The 25083-nt window shown below is 60.0% G+C and carries 15 protein-coding genes; 6 read left to right on the plus strand and 9 right to left on the minus strand.

The window, feature by feature from the left end; translation table 11 throughout:
* Positions 1-343 precede the first annotated feature (343 nt).
* The gene (locus Mal15_RS23755; protein ID WP_147870037.1) at positions 344-2485 is read left to right on the plus strand and encodes a DUF5722 domain-containing protein; all 2142 of its coding nucleotides are present in this window, start codon (positions 344-346) and stop codon (positions 2483-2485) included.
* Between the two features lie 161 nt (positions 2486-2646).
* Here the strand turns inward: Mal15_RS23755 and Mal15_RS23760 are convergent, their stop codons facing one another.
* From Mal15_RS23760 to Mal15_RS23775, 4 genes are all read right to left on the minus strand, one after another.
* Entirely contained in the window at positions 2647-3507 is an 861-nt protein-coding gene (locus Mal15_RS23760; RefSeq protein WP_147870038.1) for an endonuclease/exonuclease/phosphatase family protein, read from the minus strand.
* Between the two features lie 199 nt (positions 3508-3706).
* Positions 3707-4555, minus strand: a complete 849-nt coding sequence (locus Mal15_RS23765; protein WP_147870039.1) for a hypothetical protein — start codon at positions 4553-4555, stop codon at positions 3707-3709.
* Positions 4556-4870: 315 nt separating this feature from the next.
* On the minus strand, positions 4871-6319 hold the full coding sequence (locus Mal15_RS23770; protein ID WP_147870040.1) for a DUF1501 domain-containing protein: 1449 nt from the start codon (positions 6317-6319) through the stop codon (positions 4871-4873).
* A 98-nt stretch (positions 6320-6417) separates the two neighbouring features.
* Positions 6418-9360, minus strand: coding sequence for a PSD1 and planctomycete cytochrome C domain-containing protein (locus Mal15_RS23775; protein ID WP_147870041.1), 2943 nt, complete (start codon positions 9358-9360; stop codon positions 6418-6420).
* A gap of 461 nt (positions 9361-9821) precedes the next feature.
* On the opposite strand from Mal15_RS23775, the gene Mal15_RS23780 reads away from it, so the two are divergent.
* Positions 9822-11033, plus strand: a complete 1212-nt coding sequence (locus Mal15_RS23780) for an MDR family MFS transporter (RefSeq protein ID WP_147870042.1) — start codon at positions 9822-9824, stop codon at positions 11031-11033.
* Positions 11034-11045: 12 nt separating this feature from the next.
* Here Mal15_RS23780 and Mal15_RS23785 read toward each other — a convergent pair whose 3' ends face one another.
* On the minus strand, positions 11046-11648 hold the full coding sequence (locus Mal15_RS23785; protein ID WP_147870043.1) for an RNA polymerase sigma factor: 603 nt from the start codon (positions 11646-11648) through the stop codon (positions 11046-11048).
* A gap of 101 nt (positions 11649-11749) precedes the next feature.
* On the opposite strand from Mal15_RS23785, the gene Mal15_RS23790 reads away from it, so the two are divergent.
* Complete coding sequence (locus tag Mal15_RS23790) at positions 11750-14905, plus strand: protein kinase domain-containing protein (RefSeq protein ID WP_147870044.1); 3156 nt, start codon at positions 11750-11752, stop codon at positions 14903-14905.
* A gap of 8 nt (positions 14906-14913) precedes the next feature.
* Here Mal15_RS23790 and Mal15_RS23795 read toward each other — a convergent pair whose 3' ends face one another.
* The 3 genes from Mal15_RS23795 to Mal15_RS23805 all read right to left on the minus strand — a co-directional run bounded on the left by Mal15_RS23795 (position 14914) and on the right by Mal15_RS23805 (position 21082).
* Entirely contained in the window at positions 14914-17373 is a 2460-nt protein-coding gene (locus tag Mal15_RS23795; protein WP_147870045.1) for a CehA/McbA family metallohydrolase, read from the minus strand.
* Positions 17374-17386: 13 nt separating this feature from the next.
* Positions 17387-19909: a CehA/McbA family metallohydrolase gene (locus tag Mal15_RS23800; protein WP_147870046.1), complete on the minus strand. Its 2523-nt coding sequence runs from the start codon at positions 19907-19909 to the stop codon at positions 17387-17389.
* Between the two features lie 291 nt (positions 19910-20200).
* Positions 20201-21082, minus strand: coding sequence for a DMT family transporter (locus tag Mal15_RS23805; protein ID WP_233902984.1), 882 nt, complete (start codon positions 21080-21082; stop codon positions 20201-20203).
* Positions 21083-21239: 157 nt separating this feature from the next.
* Between Mal15_RS23805 and cmk the strand changes: the two genes are divergently transcribed.
* Positions 21240-21896, plus strand: coding sequence for a (d)CMP kinase (gene cmk / locus Mal15_RS23810; protein ID WP_147870047.1), 657 nt, complete (start codon positions 21240-21242; stop codon positions 21894-21896).
* Positions 21897-22003: 107 nt separating this feature from the next.
* On the opposite strand, the gene Mal15_RS23815 is transcribed toward cmk, so the two are convergent.
* Positions 22004-22852, minus strand: a complete 849-nt coding sequence (locus Mal15_RS23815; RefSeq protein ID WP_147870048.1) for a class I SAM-dependent methyltransferase — start codon at positions 22850-22852, stop codon at positions 22004-22006.
* A 187-nt stretch (positions 22853-23039) separates the two neighbouring features.
* Between Mal15_RS23815 and gap the strand changes: the two genes are divergently transcribed.
* A complete protein-coding gene (gene gap / locus Mal15_RS23820) occupies positions 23040-24035 on the plus strand; it encodes a type I glyceraldehyde-3-phosphate dehydrogenase (RefSeq protein WP_147870049.1) in 996 nt (331 codons plus the stop codon).
* A 372-nt stretch (positions 24036-24407) separates the two neighbouring features.
* Complete coding sequence (locus tag Mal15_RS23825) at positions 24408-24824, plus strand: YbjN domain-containing protein (protein WP_147870050.1); 417 nt, start codon at positions 24408-24410, stop codon at positions 24822-24824.
* The last annotated feature ends 259 nt before the right edge of the window (positions 24825-25083 follow it).

A 25083-nucleotide genomic window follows, 5' to 3' on the forward strand; every position in this document is an offset into this window, starting at 1 on the left:
CTCACCAACGGGTTGTCGATTTATCCGTCTTCACCGTCATTCTGCTAGCCCGACGCGTCAGCGAGGGGCCACGCGGCGCCCCTCGCTGACGCGTCGGGCTGGCATGATCACATCGAGTTCAACCGCTTGTTCCCAGGCTCCGCCTGGGAACACTCTGATCGGGAGGCTCCGCCTCGCCGTGGTGCGCGTGGCGGAGCCACACGGGCATCGCGTTCCAAGGCGGAGCCTGGGAACGAGCAGCGAACGAGAATTGGGGTGCCGAAAACCTCGGCATCTTCCGCTATGATATCGCGATCCAATTCTGATTTCCTCCCGCCGTTTCGTTCCCCACCGTTTGATGTTGATGATGTTGCGCCCCTTTGTTTTGACGCCCCTGCTGCTGCTCTGTTTGACGGATTTCGCATCCGGCGATGCAAACGACGGGGGCCGAAGCGACGGAGCAACTTCGACGACTTCCGGCAGTTACCGATTGGATTGGTCCCGCGTCGACGGCCATGCGAACCAGTTGCGGATTTCGCAACAGGACGGCGTGGTGACGTTTTTGACCCAAGGAAACGATCCCTTCTTTCGCTTTCAGCTGCCTCCGCTCGAAGCGGCCGAGCGGGACTGGATGCTTGAACTGGAGTACTTTTGCCCCGATGGGATTCGCGGGATCCAGTGGCGGAGCGGACCGGGGATTCATCGGCCCAACGCCACCGCATTGCCGAACCTGCCCAGCGCCGAAGGCTGGACCAAGTACGCCTTCTCGATCAACGAATTCGCCCCCGAGGCGATCGGCAGCGAGGTCGAAGTCCCGGTCCGAATCGATTGGGGCACTCGTCCGAACATTCAGCTGCAAGTGCGCAGCGTGCTCGTTCGGCCGATCAACGACGCCGAAATGAAACAACGTAGGGACGCTGCCGAGATCAGGTTGAAGAAAACGACGTTGGCGGAGCGAATCAACAACTATCAAACGCGTCGCTGGCCCGCGGAAATCGAATCGGTCACCCTTGACGCAGCCCAGCTCCGGGTCGCCGGAACGTTTTCGGAACCCGCGTCGATCGACGGCGCGTTTTTGATCGCGCGGCATGCCGAGAGCGTCTCCGCCGATCCGCCGACAGACAAAGAGCTGGCGCGGCGTTGGCCGGTTTCGATCGATCCATCAGGAAAACGATTCAATGCTGTGATCGCATCCCCGGCCGGCTCGCCCTGGTTGGATGCGGGGGTTCGGCTTCAATTGGTTGGTCAACACGACGCAGCGGCGTCCCCGGTCTCTGCCGCCCGATATCGTGATTGGGTTCATCGCCAAGACGCCCCGGCGTCGGACTCGCTTGCGGCCGCCAAGGGATTGACGTGCATCACGTCCAGGTTCACCCCCGACCAGCTACGTGAACTCGGGATCCGGCACGCCTCGGTCAACATCCTCGTCAGCGGATTGGTCAGCGAAACCGAGCGTCCCGGTTGGCAGACGATCGATGTCAACGGACGCACCTGGTGGCTGAACGAGTCGCGGCTACGACAGCAAGATCGCGACATCCGAACCATCAGCGATGCGGGAGCCGTCGTCGCCGGCATCTTGTTGATCCCCACCTCGTCGAACGCTCGGTCGCCGATCGCACATCCCGAGTCGACGGATGCCGGTACCTATGCGATGCCCAACTTGACCGAACCGGAGTCGGTGGCCCGGTATTCCGCCGCACTCCACGTCCTGGGACAACGTTACAGTGGAGCGGATCCAAAGCATGGTCGGGTGGACCACTGGATCGTCCACAACGAAGTCGACTATGGATGGCAGTGGACCAACATGGGGCAACAGCCGATCGAAGTCTTCATGGACCACTACATCAGGTCGATGCGGTTGGTCGATGCGGCAACCCGGTCACTCAATCCCAACGCCCGCGTCTTTATCTCGTTGACCCACCGCTGGAACACGACCGACAACCAGCACTGGAAAACCTACGCGCCGAAGGTAATGCTGCAGCGGCTGATCCGTGACAGTCGAGTCGAAGGCGACTTTCCATGGGGCGTCGCCTATCATCCGTATCCCCAAAGTCTGTGGAAAGCTGACTTTTGGAACGACACCCAGGTGTCCGATGATTTTGACACTCGATTGATCACCATCAAAAACCTGCAAGTGCTCGACCGCTTCATGCACCTCGATTCCAGCCGAACCGCTGACGGTCGCGTTCGCCCGGTGATCTGCAGCGAGCAGGGGTTTCATGCCGACGAGCGGGATGAAGACCAGTTGCGGACCCAGGCTGCCGCGTTGCTATTGACCTGGGAAAAACTGCGCGAGTGCCCGTCGATCCTGGCATTCGATTACCACCGCCCCAGCGATCATCCCAATGAAGGCGGGCTGCGGTTGGGATTGCGCGGGTTGCCCAATGACCAGCATCCGCTGGGGCCGAAGAAACCTGGCTGGGATGTCTTTTCGGCGATCGGGACCGAGCGTGAAGCGGAGCTGATCCGTGAGTACCAGTCGGTATGGGAAGGCCAGCAGGAGTAACGGTAGCGGAATTCACCAAGCGTTTCGCCGTCATCGGCGAAGCCGCGCGGGGAAGCCATCGCGGCGAAGCCGCGCGGGGAGGGCCGAAAGCCTTGGCGGCTTCCGCTACCGAGTACGACTACCTTTCCGGGCTGTCGTCGTAAACGACTCACCGCGACGACCTACTTCTCCAACGACACGACGATCTGCACCGGCAGGTGATCGCTCGCGAACCGTCCCCGATCGGTCTTGGGATCGTGAACGGCCAACTGTCGCACGTCGGCCGCTCGGACGAAAATGTGGTCGATGATACGATCGGGCTGGATCTTTTTGAAACCGTTCCAAGTGCTGTTCGGTCCGGTGGGGTCGGACTCACTGGCGTTTCTCGCATCGGTCAGCGACGTCACAATGGCGTTGTACGGTTCGGAGTCGATCATGCAATTGAAATCGCCCATCAGGATGATCGGCAATTCCTTGGGCAGTTGCCCGAGTCGCTTGGCCAACAGTTTTCCACTCTCGGCACGGGCCTTCGCACCGCGGTGATCGAAATGGGTGTTTGCCACGTAAAACTCCGCCCCGCTGCGTTTGTCGCGAAAATGGATCCAGGTGCAGGTCCGGGGCAACGCCGCATCCCAACCTTTCACGCCGACCGTTTCGGGTGATTCGCTCAACCAAAACGTCCCCTTGTCGATGACTTCGAATTTGTCGCTGCGATAAAAAAACGGCGCATGTTCTCCACCGCTTTTCCCGTCGTCGCGACCGACGCCGTAGGAATCAAAGTCGGTCAATCCGGCGCGCAACTGGGCAAACTGGGGCTCGGTGACTTCTTGCAAGCCGATGATGTCGTTTCGCTTGCAGTATTCGATCACAAACTCCTGGCGATTGGGCCAGACATCTTCGCCGTCGCCCGGGTTGGCGTAGCGGACGTTGTACGTCGCGACTTTCAATGGTTGTGTCGCCGGGCCGTCGTCGGATTCCTCTTGGGCCGAGGTGGAAACGATCGGCAACGCAATTAGCAATGTGAAACACAGTAAACGAATCATCGTGGTCTACAGGAAGTTGAGGGATTCGGACTCACATCGTCGGGATTCGGCCAAAAGCCGTGTACACCCATAGCCGCGGTCATCACCTAAGGTTTGAAATGAAAACCGAGAACGTTTGGCCAACGGCCATCAACGAGTTTTCGGGGCAAAACGGCGGCAGTCGATGGCCGATGAACGGCATCCATCGACACCATGAAAGTCAGGGGAAATCAGTTTGAAACCGACGGACGAGCGCTTGCGTGTCTGCCGGGACGACGTACAGCTTACCCCGAATGTGTTTCGTCTGTCCCGGCGCCAAGCCGCCGATGCGAAAATCGTTGTGCATGCACGTGATCACGCCTTGAAAGATCTCCTGGTACGGGTGCCAAGCGACCGCCAGGATCATTTTCTCGTCGGCGGAATAGCATCCGGTCAGGCCGCTGGAGGGAACGACCTCGCTGAGCGGACGCGGATTGACATCGTCGCGGTCGACGTGGGCCGGCGCGTAGACTTGGCCGGGAACGTAACGAGCCTCCAACGCCCATGGTGATGTCGGCAGCCGAGTCAGTTTGCCGTCGACCATCAGGAAACACTTCTTGATGTAGGGCGGATAGACGTCGCGGGCATTTGCGGGATCGGCGCCGGTGAACCGGTCCACCCGCATGCAGGGCTGTGCCCAATGGGCCTGGGAGGCTTTGTCGGTCGGGTTGGTCGCCGTCAATTCAAACGTCACCTCGTCCTGACCGGCGATGATCACATGGTCGACGATCACGCCATCGTCCAGCGTGTCGCGGATTTCGATGCGTTTGCGATCGGGCGTCGCGTTGATCAATTCGCTGGTGTGCTTGATCACGGTTTGATGCCAATCGCGGTCGGTCGATCCGGGGCGGCAATAGGCTTCCAGATAGTGCGTGCGAATGAAGTCGCCTGGAATGTCGGCGCCGTGAACGTCCAGGTATCGGCCATCCCACTGGATCGTCAGTCCGTCGGTGGACGGTTCGGCCGCATTCGTGACTGCTTGGGTTGTGATGGAAAAACAAACAAACGACGCAAATAGAATCCGTAGCATGGTGAATCGCTTTTGGGGTACAGTGAACTTGACATCCGTGGGTACGCTTTGCCATCCGTGGGCTGATTGACGGTGAAGTCGCGCCGATAGTATGGAGGGGCTGCTGAGTTTAGCCCAATACCGGCAAGTGAACGGCCCGGACGCTGGCGCTTACCGGCTGATGCCAAATGAATCACAGCCGTTTAGCACGGGTGGTCCGAGTCGCCAAAATTGTCGGGTCAGCAGTCGTGGACGACGCGAGGAGCCCTCGCAGCTGGCAATCCAAATGGACTCGTCGCCTCGTCCACTACGTGAGAAGAAAGCTGCGGCGGACGCCTACGCCACAATCGGTTCGATCAGATGGCCGTGGACATCGGTCAAACGAAAACGACGACCTTGAAAACGGTATGTCAGCCGTTCGTGATCGATCCCCAACAGGTGCAGGATCGTGGCTTGGAAATCGTGGACGCTGACGCCGTCGGCCGCCACGCCAAATCCGAACTCGTCGGACTCTCCGTGGGTGACACCGGGTTTGATGCCGCCGCCGGCCATCCACAGCGTGAACACGTACGGATGATGGTCGCGGCCCCAACGCTTTGTGTCTTCGATTTTTCCCTGCAGGAACGGAGTCCGGCCGAATTCGCCGCCCCAGATCACCAATGTATCGTCCAGCAGCCCACGCCGTTCCAAGTCCTTGACCAGCGCCGCCGAGGGCGCGTCGGTGTCGCGGCACTGGATCTCCAGTTGGCTGTTCAAATTGCGGTGCTGGTCCCATCCGGCATGCATCAATTGAATGAACCGTGTCCCACGCTCTGCCAACCGACGGGCGATCAGGCAGTTGTAGGCATAAGATCCCTTGCGCGTGACGTCCGGTCCATACATTGCAAGGGTCGACTCCGATTCGGTCGACAGATCGGTCAGCTCTGGAACCGAGGCTTGCATGCGATAGGCCATCTCGTATTGTTTGATCCGGGTCGCGATCTCCGGGTCGCCGACCACATCGAGCTGTTCTTGATTGAGTGCCGCCAAGTCATCCAGCATGCCACGGCGGCGATCCCGGTTCATGCCGGGCGGGTCGGAGAGATAGAGCACCGGGTCGCCGCTGCCGCGAAACTTGACGCCTTGATGCACCGTCGGCAGAAAGCCGCTGCCCCAGTAGTAGTCGTAAAAGATCTGTCCGCAGGACGCTTCCTTGTCGCGCGACGTCATCGCCACGAACGCGGGCAGTTCGTCGGTTTCGCTGCCCAGGCCGTAGCTGAGCCATGACCCCATGCTGGGGCGTCCGGGGCGTTCGTCACCGGTCAGGAAAAACGTGATCGCCGGTGCGTGATTGACCTGGGTCGTGTGCATCGATTTGATGAAGCACAACTTGTCGACGATCTTGGCCGTCTCGGGCAAAAAACTGGACACCGTCGCGCCGCTTTGTCCGTGACGTGCGAATTTGGTGATCTCTTTCAAACAAGGCCGCGCCGTCTGGCCGCCGGTCATCGTACTGAAACGGGCTCCGCCGACGACCGAATCGGGAATCTGTTGACCGTGCAGTTTGGTCAGCGTCGGTTTATGGTCGAACAAATCGATGTGCGACGGGGCACCGTTTTGCAGCAAGTAGATCACCCGTTTGGCCTTGGGGGCAAAGTGCGGCAGCGTCGGCAATCCGCCGGCACCGATCGCCCGGTCTTGGCCTAACAGCGTTGCCAAAGCCGCCAGACCGACACCGGTCCCGGCCGAACCGAAAAACTGGCGTCGGGTTTGTTGGATCGGATGGATGTTTGATGGGTGTGGCATGGATTGGTGCGGATCTCAATGAAAACGTAGCTACCTTCGCCAGAAGGTGGATCCCCTGCATCATCCACGCTCTGGCGAGCGTAGCTACGATAGCGTCGTCAGTGTTTGGACAGGGTTTCATCCAGGTTCAACAGGATGGAACAAACGAGGGTGTAAGCGGCATGTTCGGCGGGGGAGATTTCGGGATCACGCGGCGATTGCCCCACCGACACCAATTCCATCGCGTCGTCGGGGTTGGCCGCAAAGTCACGGTGAAGTTCTTCGACACGGCTTTCCAGGACGTCTAACTCACGCTTGGTCGGCTTTCGCGCCGTCGCCAATCGAAAGGCATACGTCAGACGCGACGATCGTGACTCCTTTTCGCGAAGCACCCGCTCGGCCATCATCCGCGCCGATTCGACGAAGGTGGTTTCGTTGAGTGTCGTCAACGCGTGCAGCGGTGTGTTGGTCCGCGTCGGTTTGACTTCACAGGTCTGTCGTTTTGCGCCGTCAAAGAACATCGTCGGTCCGACGATCCGCCGCCAGAAAATGTACAGACTGCGACGGTACAGTTTCTGACCGCTGTCGGGCGTGTAGCGAATTTTGCCGAACGTGGCTTCCGCCCAGATACCCTCGGGTTGATAGGGCTTGACCGCGGGGCCGCCCATCTTCGGCGTCAGCAGCCCACTGACCGCCAACGCCTGATCACGCAGCATCCAGGAGGGAAGTCGATAGCGTGGCGCGCGGGCAAACCACTTGTTCTGCGGGTCGCGCTCCATCGATGCCTCGTCCAGATTCGACGACTGACGATACGTCGCACTCATCACGATCAATTTGTGCAATTGTTTGACATTCCATCCGCTGTGCACAAATCGAACGGCCAGCCAGTCCAACAGATCGGGATGCGTCGGACGATTGCCTTGCAACCCAAAATCTTCGGTCGATTCAACGATGCCGCGTCCGAAAAACGTCTGCCAATAACGATTCACAGTGACTCGCGCGGTCAGCGGGTTCGTCGGATCGACCAACCATCGGGCCAGTGTCAATCGGTTGCGTGGTGCATCGGCCGGTAGCGGCGGAAGCGCGGCCGGCGTTCCGGGATCAACGGCCACGTCGGTCGGTTTGTCATAACCGCCGCGTTCCAGCACCAGCGTTTTGCGCCGGCGCTCGTCGGGCAGGTCGTCCATCACCATCACGGTGACGGCTTGTTTTTCCAGGTCGGCGAGCTGTTTCTTCAGCCGATCGCGGCGCTCCGAAAGCGGCTTCCACGCGGGCCAATGCGCTGATCGAAAGTGCTCGCGCAATCTGCGACGTTGCTCTGGCTGGCGGTCGTTCGGATCTGTCTTCAGAGCCGCAACGATTTCCGCTGGCAATCCGAAGACCGATTCGCTGGTCTTTTGGAAATAAAATCCCCCGATCCCACCGGTGTTGACGATCTTGATCAGCAAGTCGTTCTCGCCGGGTTCCAGTTCGATCTCCAGAAGCTCTTGATCGGCGGCGGCGGCCCTGGCGGTGTAGTTCGCCAACACCTGCTTCCCGCCGAAGAACACTTTGATGGCGTCGTCGCTGCCGAGCGAAAGCTGCAACGTGTGCTTGGACGACGAAGTGATCTTGCGATAGAAGTAGGTCGCTCCGACGGTTTCCGGCAGTGGGTGCACGACGCCGTCGTTGAAGTCATCGAGTTGCTGCCACGTGGCGTTACCCACCGTCGCGGTCAAATCGACGGCCTTCTCCGGGCCGAGATCTCGGTCAAATGCTTGCCGTCCCGCGACCGGGATCGGTCCGAGTTGCCACCAGGGACCGAGCCCGGTCGCACCGGTGTGATCGGCCAGTTTGTCCCGCATCTCGATTTCCCAGACCGCTTGTTCGGCGTCCAAGTTGGGAATCGGCGCGGTCAATTCGGATTCGACGGTTTGCAATTCGGCTGCAAAGTCGTCGCGCCGCCGACGTTGATCTTCGTCCAGGTAGTTCAGCACCGGCGCCGTCTTGCCGCGACCGCTGCGTCCGGTTTCCGAAGTGTTGTCGAAGAACGCGTAGAACTGGAAGTATTCTTCAAGCGAGATCGGGTCGAACTTGTGATCGTGGCAACGGCAGCAGGTCATCGTCAGCCCCAGCCAGACGGTCCCCGTCGTTTCCGCTCGATCAAAAACGTTTTCCACCCGCGTCTCTTCGGCGATCCGTCCGCCTTCGCCGTTGAACATGTGATTGCGGTTGAATCCGGTCGCCAAGATTTGTTCGGGGGTCGGGTTGTCCATCAAATCGCCGGCCAGCATCTCGATCGTGAACTGGTCAAAGGGCATGTTGTCGTTGAGTGCATCGACCAGCCAATCGCGCCAGGGCCACATCGTCCGCGTCGGGTCGCCTTGGAATCCGTCCGTATCGGCGTAGCGTGCCGCGTCAAGCCACTCCCAAGCCATCCGCTCGCCGTAACGTGGCGATGCGAGCAAGCGATCGACCAGCCGTTCGTACGCGCCATCGGACTTGTCGGCCAAAAAAGCGTCGACTTCGGCCGGCGACGGAGGCAATCCCGTCAGGTCCAAGCTCACGCGGCGAATTAATGTTTCCCGATCAGCTTCGGCTTGCGGGGCGACCCCGGCCGCGATCGCGCGGGAGCGAACGAACCGATCGATTTCGTTGCGCGACCAATGGGATGGATCCTCTGGGACCGCGGGAGTTTGCGGTGCGACGAAGGACCAATGTTCGGACCAATGGGCGCCCGACCCGATCCATTCTTGCAAGATCGACTTTTCCCGCGCCGACAGTGTGAGCTTGGAATCCGGCGGGGGCATGACTTCGTCGGGATCATCCGACAACACCCGCCGCAGTGCTTCGCTGTTTTCCAGGTCGCCGGGGACCACCGCGGCATAGCCGCCACGATCTTCCAGTGCACCTTCGACGGTATCCAGCCGTAGGTCCGCCGCACGTGTCGCTTCGTCCGGACCGTGGCAATGAAAGCATTTGTCCGACAGGATCGGGCGGACTTGCGAGTCGAAATCGACGTCGGCGGCGGGGCAGGACGAAATCGCGCCGATTGCGAAAACGAGCCAGATCAGGCGATACATAACGGTCCACAGACGTGCGGCGGGAGGGGAAATCAACGATTATAGCCCGACGGGACGTCTTGATCTCCCAGCCACTTGCCGGCCTGTTGTTTTAGTCCGATCCCACATGGGATCAGCCGTTTCGCGCGAGCGTACGGGTCTGAATCACCGAGAGGGTCTGAATCACCGTGAGAACGCACCGGGCCCGTAGGCTGGCGCCAAACGGCTGATTAAATCAACACGTCGTTGATCTTCCAATCAGCTCGGGCAAGGCGCTGGAATTCCCCCACGGATGGCAGGGCGTCCCCACGGATTCCTGGCTGTCTGCATCCTTGGGGGCGCTTTGCCATCGGTCGGCTCGCTCAGATTTTGTTCAAGTCATCCGCGCGGCGAACCCTCGACGGTCGACCGCTGTCCCAGAGTCATCGTTTCGGTCACGATCGCCGTGATCTCTCCGATGCTTTCCCCTAGGCGGCAATCCCGTGCTTCGCGATTACATCCAATTACCGCTACCGGTGCGGATTCTGTGTCTCGGATCCTTGATCAACCGAGCCGGGTCGTTCGTATTGGTCTTCTTGGCGATTTACGCGAGCGAACAACTCGGGTTCGGCGTGCCCTTTGCCACCGCTTGTATCGGCGTGTTGGGCTTGGGATCGATGGCCGGTTCGGTGCTCGGTGGTCATTTGGCTGACAAAGTCGGGCGGCGCGGGGTGATGTTGTTGGCGCTGTTCGGCGGCGCGGCGATCTTGCTGTTTCTGTCGACGGTGACCAATCGCTGGCTGTTCATGTTGTCGGTCGGGATCTTTGCGCTGGTGGCGGACCTGTATCGGCCCGCCGCGGCGGCGATGATCGCGGATCTGGTGTCGATCGACCGCCGCCCGCATGCGTTCGCCCTGATGTACATTTCCATCAACCTGGGTTTCGCGATCGCTCCACCGATCGGCGGACTGCTGGCCGGATACTCGTTCGAGTGGCTGTTCTGGATCGATGCCGCGTCGATGATCGTGTACGGATTGATCATCGCGCTGACGATCGAAGAAACGCGTCGGCGCCAGCCAGTTGTCGACCAGGAAGGATCACGTGCACCGCACGACTCTTGGCTCGGGACGCTGCGAAAGATCGGACTGGATCTTCCGTTCTTGTTGTTTTGCGTCTCGACCTTGTTGATCGCGTTGGTGTTCGTGCAAGGCTTGTCCACGTTGCCGATCTACATTCGGCAACTGGGTTACAGCAATCTGCAATTCGGATTGCTGATGTCCGTCAACGGGTTGTTGATCGTGGTGCTGCAATTGCCGCTGACGCATTGGTTGTCGCGTTTCAACGCGATGACGATTGTGTTGATCGGCGGCGTGTTGATTTCGATCGGGTTCGGGCTGACGGCCACCGGCAGCGGTCTGGTCTTTGTCGCTTTGTGCATCGCGATTTGGACCTTGGGCGAGATCCTGCAGGCGCCGTTCAACCAGGCGATCGTCACCGACATGGCACCGGAGGAGTTGCGTGGCAGCTATCTGGGCGTCTTTACGATGTGTTATGCATCGGCGCTGACGATCGGTGCTCCGATCGGCGGGGCGGTGTTGTCGCGATTCGGACCGACGACGCTGTGGACCGGCACCTTTGGGGTCGCCATGATCGCCGTGGTTGTTTACGCCGCGATCTACGCCTCGGTCACCCGCCGCGTGGCACGTGTCGGATAGGCATCTCGCCTGTCATTCGCCGAGATATTGGCGGAGTCGCCGGAGGATGCGGCTTCGAGTTTGCCGAACCGTCGCCGGAGTGATGTCAAACTCTTCGGCGACGGTCGCTGCTGGGATGTCGTCGATCACCGCACGCTCGAAGATTCGCCACGTCTTGTCGGCGAATTCGTGGCGAATCTGTTTCAATCCCCTGACGGTCAGGCCATTGATTTGATCGTCATCGGTCGGTTCGTCCTCGGGGACGCCGTGCGGATCGGGGACATTGTTTAACGTCTGAAACGCCGTGCTTCCCCCATCAGCTCGAATGTGTCGCGCGTCGGCTCGGTGACGGTCCTTGGCCTTGTTGGATGTGATCGTCCACAACCATGCCCGAAAAGACCCGCTGGTATTGGCGGGTTCGAATTGACCGATCGATCGCGCGAGTGCGGCGAAAACCTCTTGAGTGCAATCGGCGGCGGCATGGCGGTCTAATCCACAGCGGCCACACCAATGCGCGATCAAGGGGCCGTACAGGTCCACCAATTCGCTCCAGGCTTGCCGGTCACGCTCCCGTGCCCGACCGAGCAGGCTGGTTCTCGTGACGTGTGAATCGGTGTTTTCGGAAATCACTGTCACACCCGGATCGTTCTAGGAAATAGCGGTCGAATTGCGTTCATCAGTCTAAATGATGTTAGCATCAAATTGTCAAACACTTCCACCAGCGGCAGTCCCCCATCATGATCATGGCCAAGACCGATGCTTGTTTCGATCTCAGTGTGCTGCGTGACTATCTGGACGGAGCCGTGGATGAACCTCGATCCGACGCCATTGAATCCCATCTGGCGGTCTGTCGGTCATGCGAAGCAACGCTCGCATCGCTGGACGGCGAGTGCGACACGATTGTTCGGCGACTTCGCGCCGGCTTGGGGGCAACCGGTGAACCGACTCCGCCGGATCCCGTCGTGCAGGATGCCTTGTCCGCCTCGCGGATGTTGATCTGCGACGAGCCATCGATCCACGTCAATGTCGCCAGTGGAACGATGGAACCGGGCAAGCGGATCGGGCCCTACGAGTTGCTACGTCCGATCGGCCGCGGCGGCATGGGGACAGTCTATCTGGCACGTCATCGCGACCTCGGAAAGCAGGTGGCGATCAAGGTGCTGCCGGTGGCGACGTCGGGAAACGATCAACGTTTGGATCGGTTTTTGCGTGAGATCCGAGCTTCGGGAAGCTTGGAACACACATCGATCGTCAATGCGACCGATGCGGGGCAACACGACGGCGTCCACTACTTGGCGATGGAATACATCGACGGATTGGATCTCAGCCAGATCGCCCGCGCGGTGAAACTTTCGGTCGCCGACGCCTGCGAAGTCGTGCGTCAGGCGGCTCTCGGATTGGCCCACGCCCATGCCGAAGGCATCGTCCACCGCGACATCAAACCTTCGAATTTGATGTTGCGCCGCGATGGCGAGGTCAAAATTTTGGACTTCGGGCTCGCCCAGGACAGCCGCTGGGACGGTGAGATGGCCGAACTGACGACGGTCGGCCAGTTGATGGGGACCTTGGATTACATGTCTCCCGAACAAGCCGAACAGCCGACCGCGGTGGACTATCGCGCCGATCTGTATTCACTCGGCGCAACGTTGTTTCGATTGCTGACCGGACGTGCCCCGCTGGCCGCCGCACCCGATCTGTCTCCCTTGGCGAAACTGCGGTTGCTGGCCAACCACCGGCCACCCCGGTTGGATGCGCTGCGAGATGAATTGCCGCCCGAACTGGTCGAATTGACCGCCAGTCTGTTGTCCGGCGCCGACCAGCGGCCGGCCAGTGCGTCACACGTGGCCGAGTCGTTGTCACAGTTTTGCGTCGGATGTGATTTGGCGGGGCTGGTTGATCAAGCGTCGGCCGCGTTACCGGCCGACGCGACCGCCGAGCCTCCGACCGGCCCCGCAATGTGGGCGCTCTCTGCGGCCGCCCAACCGCCCCGGTCGCGTCGGCGTTGGTGGATGGCCATCGCTGCGCTGCCGTTGTTTCTGGTTGCGGGGATTACGATCGCCCTGAAGACCAACGAGGGGCAATTGGTGATCGAATCGGAAGTCGATGACGTGTCGGTGCGTCTGATTCAAGACGGCAAGCCGGCAGCACAACTAAATGTCCAACCGGGCGTAAACACGACGCGTTTGAGGTCCGGATCCTATCAAGTGGTTTTAGGAGCGGGCAGCGATCAGGTGACGATCGACAAGGGGACGATCGTGATCCGCCGCGGCGAGACCGCAATCGCGCGGATCCGTCCGATGAATGAATCAGAACCAGGGGGCACGGTCGCCCAACAACCCAGACCCGGCGATTTCATCGCCGCCCTCAACGACCGCCCGCCGGTTCCCGCCTCGGACAAACCACTCGTGCCGGGGCAACGCTTGAAGCTGACTTCATCGACTGCCGATGAACTGGAGATGGAATTAACGGTGATGGCCGACGTGACGATCAAGCCGCGTCTGCTGGGTGTCATCTCGGTGCGCGGTCAAACGCTCCAGCAGGTCGAATCGCAACTCAATCAGCTGTACAAGCAGTGGTTTGCCGAACCCGGGGTCGAACTGTTCCTGCATTTCGACACGCCGCGGACCGGCAGCCCTGTCGCGTTGCCCGGACCGCCACACCTTCCGCTGGGATCACGTGCCGGAGCGTCCGTGAAACGCGTTGCCGAAAAGCCTCCCGTTTACGAAGGGCAAACGCTGGGGCAGTGGCTGCAAGTCATCCGAACCGAACGCGAAGCGTCTCGATTGAAAGCGGCGATGCAGGCCGTGTTGGCATTGGCGACACTTGGCGATTCGTCCGCGGTGGTCGACGTGTTGATCGAAAATCATGAACGGATTCCCGAGGTCGATGTCGCCCGGGCGCTGGGAATCGTGATCGCCGAAGACGATTTAGCGACGTTCCTGATCGATCAGCTGGAGAGCGATGATCGGCAGTGGGCGGCGAAAATGATCGATGCCAGTCGGATCGCAACGGAAAATACCGAGACGCACGAAGCGATTTGCCGCTGGATCCTCGGCAATGTTCTTGTTCGCGGTGGTCGTGATGAATTCGTCAACGAAGCGCGAGATTTTTGTGTGGCGATCGCGTTCAAACCCGACTACGACACCACGCTGCGGAGTCAATTGCGTGACCAATTGCGAGAAATTTCACTCACCGATGACCCCCTGATCTCGCCTTTTTATTGGTTGGAGAACTGGGGCTGGGAAACGGAGAACGGCTGGACTGGCGAATTGATCTTCGACCTGTGCAAACAATTGATTGTCGACGATCAAACACCACCGGTCGAATTGTCCGCCGCACTCGCGGTCCTGCGGTTGAAACAGGACAAGCACCTTGAATTTGCGTCGCGTGTCCGCGGGGATGAATCGTTGACCGAGGCGATCGTCAAACGGTTTGAAAATACCAGCCGCTCGGAGTGGAGCAATGCGTATCCGCCGGTCGGCCGGCCTTACTTCAACGGCCACACCCCCGGCCAGTTCGTCATACGGGATTATCCAGAACGCTGGGTCTCCCGCATCGGTGTCAGCAGGTCGCGTGACTGCCGACATGCGGATCCGGTTGTGGAGTTGCTTCGATTAGTGCGGCCACTGGGATTGACCCAAACACTTGCGCCGCAACTGGAGCAACTGCGGAAAGAGACGTCCAACGGGTACCAGACCGTGCAAAGGCTGTTCGAACAAAGTGACCTGAGTGAAGCCGTGATCGACTGGGAATCGATGACGCCGTCACAAGTCCGTTGGAAACGCAGCAACGCCAAGCCCGGCGAACTTTCGCCGCAGGATCTGCCGACTCGCCAAGACTGGTTCGATGCGTATGTCCATATCCACGTCAGCGACTTGTTGAGTCAGCAGTAACGTCCGAATTACAACGCGGATTCGACGGCGATCCTTCGGTACGTTTCAATCGCCCGGTCGTACGTCGCTCTCGCTTCGGCGCGTTCGTCTTCGGCGATGAACCGTTCGCGGTTTTTCCACAACAAATGAATCGTCTCCTCGCACCAGCGGGCACTGTCGCTGGCCGCCCGGATCGGACGCCCCGCGACGATCACGTTGACCGGGTTGGTGTGCAATTGGGGAAACTGACGCAGCGCCACCCAGCTACTCCGATTGATCGGGACGCGAAACTCCAACTCGTGAATCCGGCCATCGGCGGGAACGTCGCGTGATTCGACCACCTTTCCGTTGACGACGATTTCTACCGTTCGGTTACCGCCACGCTGAATTCCGGAGTCACGCGGCGCGTGCAACAGCCGAGTGTCTCCGACGACCCGGCGTCCGCCCGAGGGCATGATTCCGCCGTAGGCGACCGCATTGGGCTGTTCGGCCGCGAAGGCGACTTTGGCTTCGATCGTCACGTTCCCTGGGGATTCCAGTGTGACATCGTCGTTGCCCGGGGGCTGGCCGTTGACGGCGAACGCCAGCGCATGTGCAAATCCGTCAGAAACATAGGATTGCCCTCGCCGCAACCCTTCGCACCAATGGTCAAAGTTGAAGTTCTGGGGATCGCCCAGTTGCACGTACACGCGACCTTGACCAACGCGTCGACTGCTCATGCAGGGGAAGTCGGTTTCGCCACTCAACTTGATCGGGAAGCCGCAGTTGAGCAGATGGTACCAGGTGTTCCATTCCGGGATGCGTTCGGTGTCCATTGCGCTGATGAAATCGCAAACGCCTTCGGCCGTGCTGACGCAGATTTCCATCGCACCGGCGCCGTTCATCTCCGGAACGCACAGATTGGGGATCTGATCGGCCGCCGCGTCGATGGTTTTAGCGAGTTCGTTCAAGTCCAGCGTTCCGTTGCCGTCGATGTCCGTTTGTGCGAACGGTTTCGGCAGCAGAGCGTCGGACGTTTCCGCGGCGCTCAGGAATTGATCCTGATCACGGTCGTATCGACGGAGCATTCGCTGGGCCGCGGCGCCGGGGTTGACGTGCATCGCCGAGTGCGGGTAGCCGGTCACGCCGCCTTGCTGTTTGGCCCAGCGCATAACGGGAACCGTCCACGTCGGCCAGCCCATGTCCTTGGTGCCTCCGGATCCCGGATACGTTTGATCTTTCAGTCGCAACAGACAAACGTGCCCGAGCGCCGCCGATCCGAAGCCGCTGATTTCCAAATCGTACTTCAAGATCGTCGTCGGTTCGCTGACCGTATCGGCGATCGGCGAAAAGTATCGGCGTTGGTACTCAAAGCACGGCCCCCAGGTGAGCACACAGCCGACGTTCAATCCTTCACCCTTGACCTGGGCAAACATGTCGCGGGGCGAGACGCCTTGCGTCGGATTGTCGTAGTGCGAACAACCGGCACCATGGATGTGGTGGTCGCCACAATAAAACCCGAACTCCATCGGATCGACCCAACGCTGAAGCTGCAACGATAGTTCGTCGTTGGACGGATCTTGCAAGGCGACGGTTGTTGTGGCGTTTTTGTATTCGGGACCGCGGTTGTAGGTCACTTCCAATTCGACGTTGGGCAGCAAGACGGTGTCGCCGTCGGCTCGATAGATCTGGGGCTGGAAGAAAAAATCGGGGGCAAGACGCTTCATCTGGGGCGGATACACGTGCCCCAGTTTGTCGCGAAATGTCAATCGCGCGGTGGTCGGGGTGCCGTCTTCGTCGGCGATCCTCAGCTTCAGCGGTTTGGCCGGTCGGACGTCAAACAGGACAGGCACTTCGCCACGAAACCCGATGTCTTGGGTGCCCGCGCCGACGTCAAAACCGATCGTCGCTTCACGTTTGCCGCTTTCACTGCAATAGATCATCGCCAACGCATACTCGACTTCCAGCCCGCTCAATTGCGGCGACATCGGCTGGTCGTTGTACATTTCAAGCTCCAGGAAACGATCGGTGGCTCGATCGACGTTTTCATTCTCGTTGAGCTCGGTCTGCGCCTGCCGCTTCAAAATGCCCTCGGCCGCGCCGGCGTAAACGGGTCCCGACTGGGGACTCAGGATGCGTAGCGCGCGGGTCACGGTACTGTTGTTGATCACCTTGACGATGTGGCAGGCATAACCGGCTTGTTGCAACGTCGCCGCCGCCGGGCCACGCGCAACCTTGACGCGAACCTCCGGATTGAGTGAAACGACGAACAGCACATGCTCGTCCAGGGTTTCCTGCAATGCGGTCGCATCGCGTTGTTTCGCCGCAGTGCGGAGCGATTGGGCGATGTCGTGATCGAGCGGTTGCCCGAGGTATTCCAGCGCCTCGATCAATCGTGTCACGTTCGCGCCCAGGGGCTGTCCATCGACGGGCACGACGGGAACGGAATCTGCCGCGAACGAGGTGGCCGCAACGATCGCCAGGCACAGTGCAATCATGATCGCTCTCATGTGATTCCTCCGATTACGGTTGATCGGCCAAGCGATCGAGTTCGCTTTGAATGTCGTCGCCTTCGTAAAACCACAATCCGCCGTTGACGGTGACCGTCTGGCCGGGGGCACAGTCGGGGAAGATCGGGTCGGAATGGATGCAGGGGACCGGCGGGTTCGTCCAGACACGATGATTCGGCTGCCAAGCGGTGATGATCCAGCGATTGGAGTTTGCAGCACGTACGGCGACAAACGGCGGTGCGGTGACGCTGGGCAGTTTTTCTTGCGAGTTGAACCCGATCGCCCCTTTCAGCATCACGCAAACCTGGACACGCAGCCCCGTCAGTTTTTCCTTTGTGCCGTTGGTCAATTTCAGCTGCATCGCTGCGGCGCCGGATTGCTCGGTCACATGACTTTCGATCACGATCCCGCCGGGAAGCTTTCTTTCCACGTGCAGTGTGTCTTCGTCGACCGACCACTCCAATCGGGGCAAGTCGATGCCTTGTTCGGTCCAAATTGTGGGGATGTGTTCGTGGGCCAGGTAGGTCAAACCGAGATTCGAGAACACGGCTTCGGGGACGTCGACGACGACGTATCCGCCCTCGTCCCAGGGTGGGAAGACACTGACCTTGGTTTCACGCTGCGGCCGAATCGCTCCATCTAGAAACCCGATCCGCGGGTGTCGGCCACCGGGATAGGGCAGAATGCGAAACCCAGTCGAGCCGGCGGAGTCGGCACGCTGCGCGATCGCTTCGGCTGCTTCGGCTGATGACAATCCGGTTGCCAAGCGAACTTCGTCGACGTCAAAGCGATGGTCATTGATCATGTTGTCCAGCCAACGCTTGAGTGTTTCTCCTGCCGATGGTCTCGCTGCGGCAGCGACGTCGGCGGAGTCATCAAAAACGTCCAGCGATTGGTAGTACGCCAGCGCCCGTTCGTATTCCTGCATCGCGGCCGCAGGCACGATGCCCTGACTGCGACGCATTTCGTTTTCCAATCGCGAGACCAGATAGCGTTTTTCCCGCGCTAGCGGACGAACCGGTTCCTCACCGATTTCGACATACCAGGGCGCCGAATGGACGAACCGTGATTGCCCGTCATCGTGGGGCTGCCAAAACCGAACGGCAAACCAGCCCGAGCGATCGGGAAGGACGTCTAGTGAAAACGCCGAGCGAAAGGCACCTTCGGCGGTACGTTGGTTTTGCGGCCGCAGCAGTACCTCCGGACGCCCGTTGATCAGCAGTTCGCCGTAGGACAATCGCTTTTCCGAGAGCACGTCGACGGCCAGCGGAATCGCCTCGGGAGCTGACAGACGAAAAACATGACCGGGGTCATGTTCGTCGGCGGTCGCATAGAGCATCGGCCCGGTCGTGACGAAGGAACGTCCCGCCCGAAGGCCACGCAGCCAGTCATCGAATTCGAATCCGTCTTCCTGGTGCACGTAGACGCGACCGAATCCGGCCGGCACCGGATGGACGCCGTTGGCCGTTCCGGCCGAAGGCGGCATGCGAAAGCCACAGTTGAGCAGCGTGTAATACATCCCCAGTGTGTAGTCGATCCATTGACGATGGCCGCCCTGGCCCGCGCCATAGGGCGGCTGCATGTAGGCCGGGGCCGGCGTGTTCCAGTTTCGAAACGCAAACTCGGTCCGCCATACATGGTTGTTCGAAAGCTCGTACAACGCATCGGGCGCGATCGTCGGCAACACCATCGCGAACGGCCAATCCAGTTTGTCCATGTCGAACAACGCGCCCGGATCCGTCGACCGGACCGACTGGACGACGGGGCGCCAGGGGGGCACGCCTAACTGCAGAGCGTTGCGATGGCCGAGGACGAACAATGCGCCCAGTGTGTGTCGTTGCTCGGCAACGGTGAAGATCTCGTACTCGGTGTTGCGAGGCCAAATGACGTGTGTCTGGTCGACCGTGACCAGCCCGTCGGGAATGTCGGACAAGTTCTTGTCTCCGGCGCGCGGAGCCCGATCGGCGATCGTGACCCAGTTGGTCAGCGGCAGCGCGACGTTCAGGTCTTCTGCGAGAATGACGTTTTCCAAGTCTTGGATCGTGCGGTGCAGGTGTGTGTCACCGGAGTACCAGCCCCGTGACTGCGGATCCGCCCAACGTTTCAATCGGACCGTCAATTCCACGTCATTCGCGCCGACCGTCAGCGTCTGGGTGTGCGGAAAGTACGTTTTGCCCCGCTGGACGGTCAATTGATACTCGCCTTCGGGAACCGCGGCCGAGCAGCGATGGGCCGAGACCGTGGTGTGGTACTCGACGGAGCGTTTGTTGATCCAGTTTTGTTTTTCGTAGCGCACCGCCGAACCGGACGCATCGTCGGATTGAAAGTAGAACGGTTTTTCCGCGGAAGATTGCAAGTACAACCGCGCCGCGACCGGCTCGCCGGTGTCCGCATCGACAACGCTCAACCGAATCGTCCGCTGCTCCGCTATACAGCGATCTGTCGCAACGAATAGAACCGTGAAGACGATGGCGACCATCGACAGTGCCTGCCATCGCCGTGGTGCACTCGTTGCATCGTTCGCGTTGTTTAACATCAAGGCACCTGTGGCAATGGATCGAGCATCGTTGGTGTCTAGGCTTTAGGGACCGTCCAGCTTAGGACGATGCTTTTCTTGCACGTACGATGGCCCTTCCGGGCCGTCGCCCGTGGGGCTCAGCGCGACGACCTAGAAAGGACGTCGTACACCCCTCCACCGACTACCTCTTACCCGATCGGCCAGATCATTTGGATTCGTCGCGTTTCGCCTCCGCCCTAAGCTGGACGGTCCCTTTCGCCGATTTACCCGGGGGGCCACCTTCTGGCAAAGGCCGTCCATTCTATCGGATCACTCGGCACCAGGTGTGCTTTTGCATTTCATCAGCCAGGGTTGGACGATCACCGCGGCCAGGATCACCAGCGTGCCGGCGTAGAAACGACTGCCGAGCAGCTCGTGGTCGCCAAAGAACAACGCCCCCAACGAGATCCCGTAGACCGGTTCCAAGTTGTTGGCAAAATTGATCGTGAACACGGACAGACGGTCCAACAAACGGACGTAGATTTGATAGGCCAGCACGGTGCCGGCCAGCACCAGAATCGCCAGCCACAACCACTCCAGCGACACCGGCAGATAGCGGTCCGAATCAAGCGGAGCCCCCAACAGATCGGCGGTCACCAGTGCCGCACCGCAGAACAACGCCGCACCGGCCATCTCGTACATGACAACCGATTGCGGATGAACCCGACCGGCAAACAAGCCGTTGATGATCGAAAACAGCGTGGCTACGATCGCGCCGACCAATGCCACCAACAAACCATAGTGAAATCGTGTCTCGGTGCGATAAATCCAAACCACCGCCGCGATCACGACACACCCAAGCAGCAGGTTCCCCCACTGGAAGCGAACCTTGCGAATCAGGATCGGTTCCAACAGCGCCGTCCAGAAGCTGGTCGTCGCCATCCCGATCATGCAGATCGAGACGTTGGCGACTTTGACCGCCAGAAAAAACAGAATCCAATGGGCACCGACCAGCATCCCATTGGCGATCAAGGCAACGACAAGCGGTTTCGAAACTGCCGCGCGGCGGGGCAGCAGGGCAAACAGGATCACGGCCGCGGCGGCGCTGCGATACAAGACGACCTGTGTCGCACTCAATTCGATCAGCTTGCCCAACACCGCGGTGAAGCCCCAAATCAGGACGACAAAGTGAAGCTTCAGGTAGTCACGCACGATGGGAAAGAACCGGAGGGGGCGAAAAAAAGGACACGTGGGGAGCCGCCGGGCCGCTGCGTCGTGGGGATTCGATCGTCCTCCCAATTGCACAACGTGGTTCGCGCCATCACCATAGGCGGTGAAATTCGTTCGTCAATTACAGGATGTTCCAACGTTGATCGTCACCATCGATGGCCCCGCCGGTGCCGGCAAAAGCAGTATCGCGCACCAAGTCGCTTCCCAACTGGCGTTCGAGTTTCTGGACACCGGCGCGCTTTACCGGGCCGCCACGCTGGCGGCGATCCGAGCCAAGCTTGACTTGGAGAATGCCGACGGCCTGGCCGAATTCGTCGGCTCACTCGAGTTGTCCTGGCAGGACCGCTCCGTGCGACTCGGTGACGAAGATGTTTCGGAACTGATTCGCACGCCCGAGGTCACCAAGTCGATTCGATTCTTGGCCGACGTCCCCGCCGTCCGCGCCCAACTGTCCCAGATCCAACGCGACATCGCCGCCGGCCGCGACATCGTTACCGAAGGACGCGATCAAGGCGCCGAAGTGTTCCCGCACGCCGAGTGTAAAGTCTTCTTAACCGCATCACCGCTCGAACGCGCCAAACGGCGGATGCGACAACTGGCCGATTCGGGGCGATACGTATCGCTGGAAGATGTGCTGTCGGCGCAAAACCAACGCGATCTGGAAGACCGGATGCGTGACGTCGGACGACTGCGTGCTGCCGAAGATGCGGTGGTCGTCAACACCGACGGAATGTCGCCCGAAGAAGTGCTGCAGCAGATCGTGTCGCTGGTTCGGTCGCGGATCGAATCGTCCTAGCGGTTCGGTGTACGACGTCCTTTTTAGGTCGTCGCGGAGAGTCCTGCGGACGACGGCCCGGAAGGGCCATCGTACTTGGGAAAGCGATCGTCCCAAGCGGCGAGCGCCTACCGCCTGCAGACCAAAAACAGCCCGCTGGCATCCCAAGCCGACGTCACCAGATCGCTGCCGTCGATCCCCACGCGGTCGATCCGCTCTACCGTCCAGCCGGCCGCTTTTAAATCCGATTTGATTTCGTTTTCGGAAAAACGGTGCATGAACATTTTTTCCAGACCGCGGTAGGCATACGTCGCGTCGCCGAACTCCGCCTCGCGACTGCAAAGCGAACGGACCCGGCTTCGCAGTAGTCGCGCCCATCCGCCCGTTTCCCGCAGTGCGGCCCAACGCCGGTGAACGTGCAGGATCAAACCGCCGCCGGGGCGAACGGTGCGCGCGATATGGCACAGGCATTGAATCCGATTGGCCCGGCCCTGGATCATCCCCAGCGTGCTGAACATGCAGATCGCGTGATCGGCAACGGAGTCGGCGATTGCATCAAGTTGGACCAGATTGGCGCGCATCGGCATCACCGTGCCGGCCTGGTCGTCATCATCGTCTGCCGGGGCGAAGTTCTGGACCAGTTGTTCCAGCATCGGGTGACTGAGGTCAACGGCCAGGACGTCGTAGCCCCGTCGACTGACCGGCAGAGCCAAGCGTCCGGTTCCCGCCCCCAGATCCAAGACCAATGGCTTCGCCGCACCGGAATTTGCCGATTCGATACCGGATGGGCGGTGCGAAAACGTCGACAGTGTCTCCAGGACATAGCGCCGATCGAGCTCGCATAGCGGAGTGTCCGCCACAAAGTCGTCGTAGTGGCGTGCGATCGTCCGCTGATGGACGTATTGCCAAGTTCCGGCGGCGACACCACGCGGCCGCTGCCAATCGGGTGGGGTGGTGGAATGCGGGGGCTGGCTCAAAACAGAGTTGTCTTCCTATAATCTCGCCTCGTGATCAGCGCCACGACTGCAGCTCATCGCAGCGATTCGCAGCTCCTCCCAAAGCGAGTGAGAATGGGCTCCCGCTGACTCATCGAATGCTCACATTTTATCCGATGCCGGCCAGCGAATTGGCTGAGTCTACCCTGAACGAGGAGAGAAACGAACAGTGGCTATCAAAGTTGGAATTAATGGTTTTGGTCGAATCGGACGTCTGGTCTTTCGTGCATCCATCGGCCGCGACGACATCGAAGTGGTTGCCATCAACGACTTGCTGGACACCGACTACCTGGCGTACATGCTGAAGTACGATTCGGTGCACGGCCCGTTCAAAGGCGAAGTGGCTGTCGAAGGCAACAACCTGATCGTCAACGGCAAGACCGTCCGCGCGACCGCTGAAACCGATCCCAGCAAGCTGGCTTGGGGTGACGTCGGAGTCGACGTGGTGGTCGAATCGACGGGGATCTTCCTGACCTCCGAAGGCGCCCAAGGTCACATCGATGCCGGTGCCAAGAAAGTCGTCATGTCGGCTCCGTCCAAAGACGACACGCGGATGTTCGTGATGGGCGTCAACGACGACACCTACAACGGCGAAACCTTCGTCTCCAACGCATCCTGCACGACCAACTGTCTGGCACCGATCGCCAAGGTCCTGAACGACAACTACGGCATCAAACGTGGTTTGATGACCACCGTTCACGCTGCGACCGCGACGCAAAAGACCGTCGACGGCCCCTCCAAGAAAGATTGGCGCGGCGGACGTGGGATCCTGGAAAACATCATCCCCTCCAGCACCGGTGCGGCCAAAGCCGTCGGCAAGGTGATTCCCGAACTCAACGGCAAGCTGACCGGCATGGCGTTCCGCGTTCCGACCTCGGACGTTTCCGTCGTCGACCTGACCGTCGAACTGGAAAAGGGCGCCAGCTACGAAGAGATCTGCGCCAAGATGAAGGAAACCGCCGAAGGCAGCATGAAGGGCATCCTCGGTTACACCGACGATAAAGTCGTCTCCACCGATTTCCGCGGCGAAGTCCGCACCTCGGTCTTCGACGCCGGTGCCGGAATCCAATTGGACGACACCTTCGTCAAAGTCGTCTCCTGGTACGACAACGAATGGGGCTACTCCAACAAGGTCCTGGACTTGGTCGCCAAGATTTCTGGCTAAGTTTCGGACCCTGATGCGGTGACCATCCGCAACCGCATCGAAGCAACGAAAACGACACAGGCTCGCCGGAAACGGCGGGCCTGTTTTTTGTAGTGGTGCTGTCCAGCTAGAGCGTCTGGCAGAACTTTGATCGTCACATTTGTCCCCGACGTCCTATTGGTCCTATTTGCCAGCAGGATCGATCGGACCTCGATGACTCACGGGACTGATGTTTCTGATCGAGCACAAATCTCATCACCGCAGCAGTCGGACCAAACGAACGGCATTTGGCATTGACAGGCGTTCCCAATATCGGTTTGGTTGGAGGGCGATCACGTTGCTTCACCCTCCCCCCTTCCAAGCCACCGCCATCATCCCGCACCCGGAAACGACATGCCGATCAACGAAGTGCTGCGACCCGATGACCTGACTGACGAAATGCTGGAAGCGATCTTCGAGCCGACGGATCTGGATGTTCGCCGCGACAACGACGGCGACCTGGTCGTCAGCCGTGGCGTTTCCTGTTACGTGATGCCGACGGCCGAAAATGAACGCTTGATGCTGATGACGTTCGTCGGCGTCAAGGAAAACACCGATCGCGCCGACAAGCTGGAATTCGTCAATCGCGTCAACAACGACATCTCCACCGTCCGAGCCCACGTCAACCAGCGCGAATCGATCGTGTTTGATTACCACATCCCGGTCCGAGGCGGCGTCAGCGGCGAAGCGATCGTCGAAGCGACCCGGTTTTTCCTGTTGGCCAGCGCCCACGCGATCGATCGCTGCGACGAAGACGACATCGTCCGCTGATCCCCGGATTCTGCCGCGATGCATTCTTCGGATCGGACTTTGCGGAAGTCGCCAAGACTTTCGGCGATTCGCCCGGGAGACCGAAACACTTGGCGGCCTGTTGATTTAATCCGATCACACGTGGGATCAGCCGTTTCGCGCGAGCGTACGGGCCTCCAACACCAAGAAAACGAACTGGCGCCCGTAGGCTCGCGCCAAACGGCTGATTAAATCAACAGGCCGTTGACGAGTTCCGCTACCCCAAAATCATTCTGCCCCC

The sequence above is a fragment of the Stieleria maiorica genome (assembly GCF_008035925.1).
Taxonomy (GTDB): domain Bacteria; phylum Planctomycetota; class Planctomycetia; order Pirellulales; family Pirellulaceae; genus Stieleria; species Stieleria maiorica.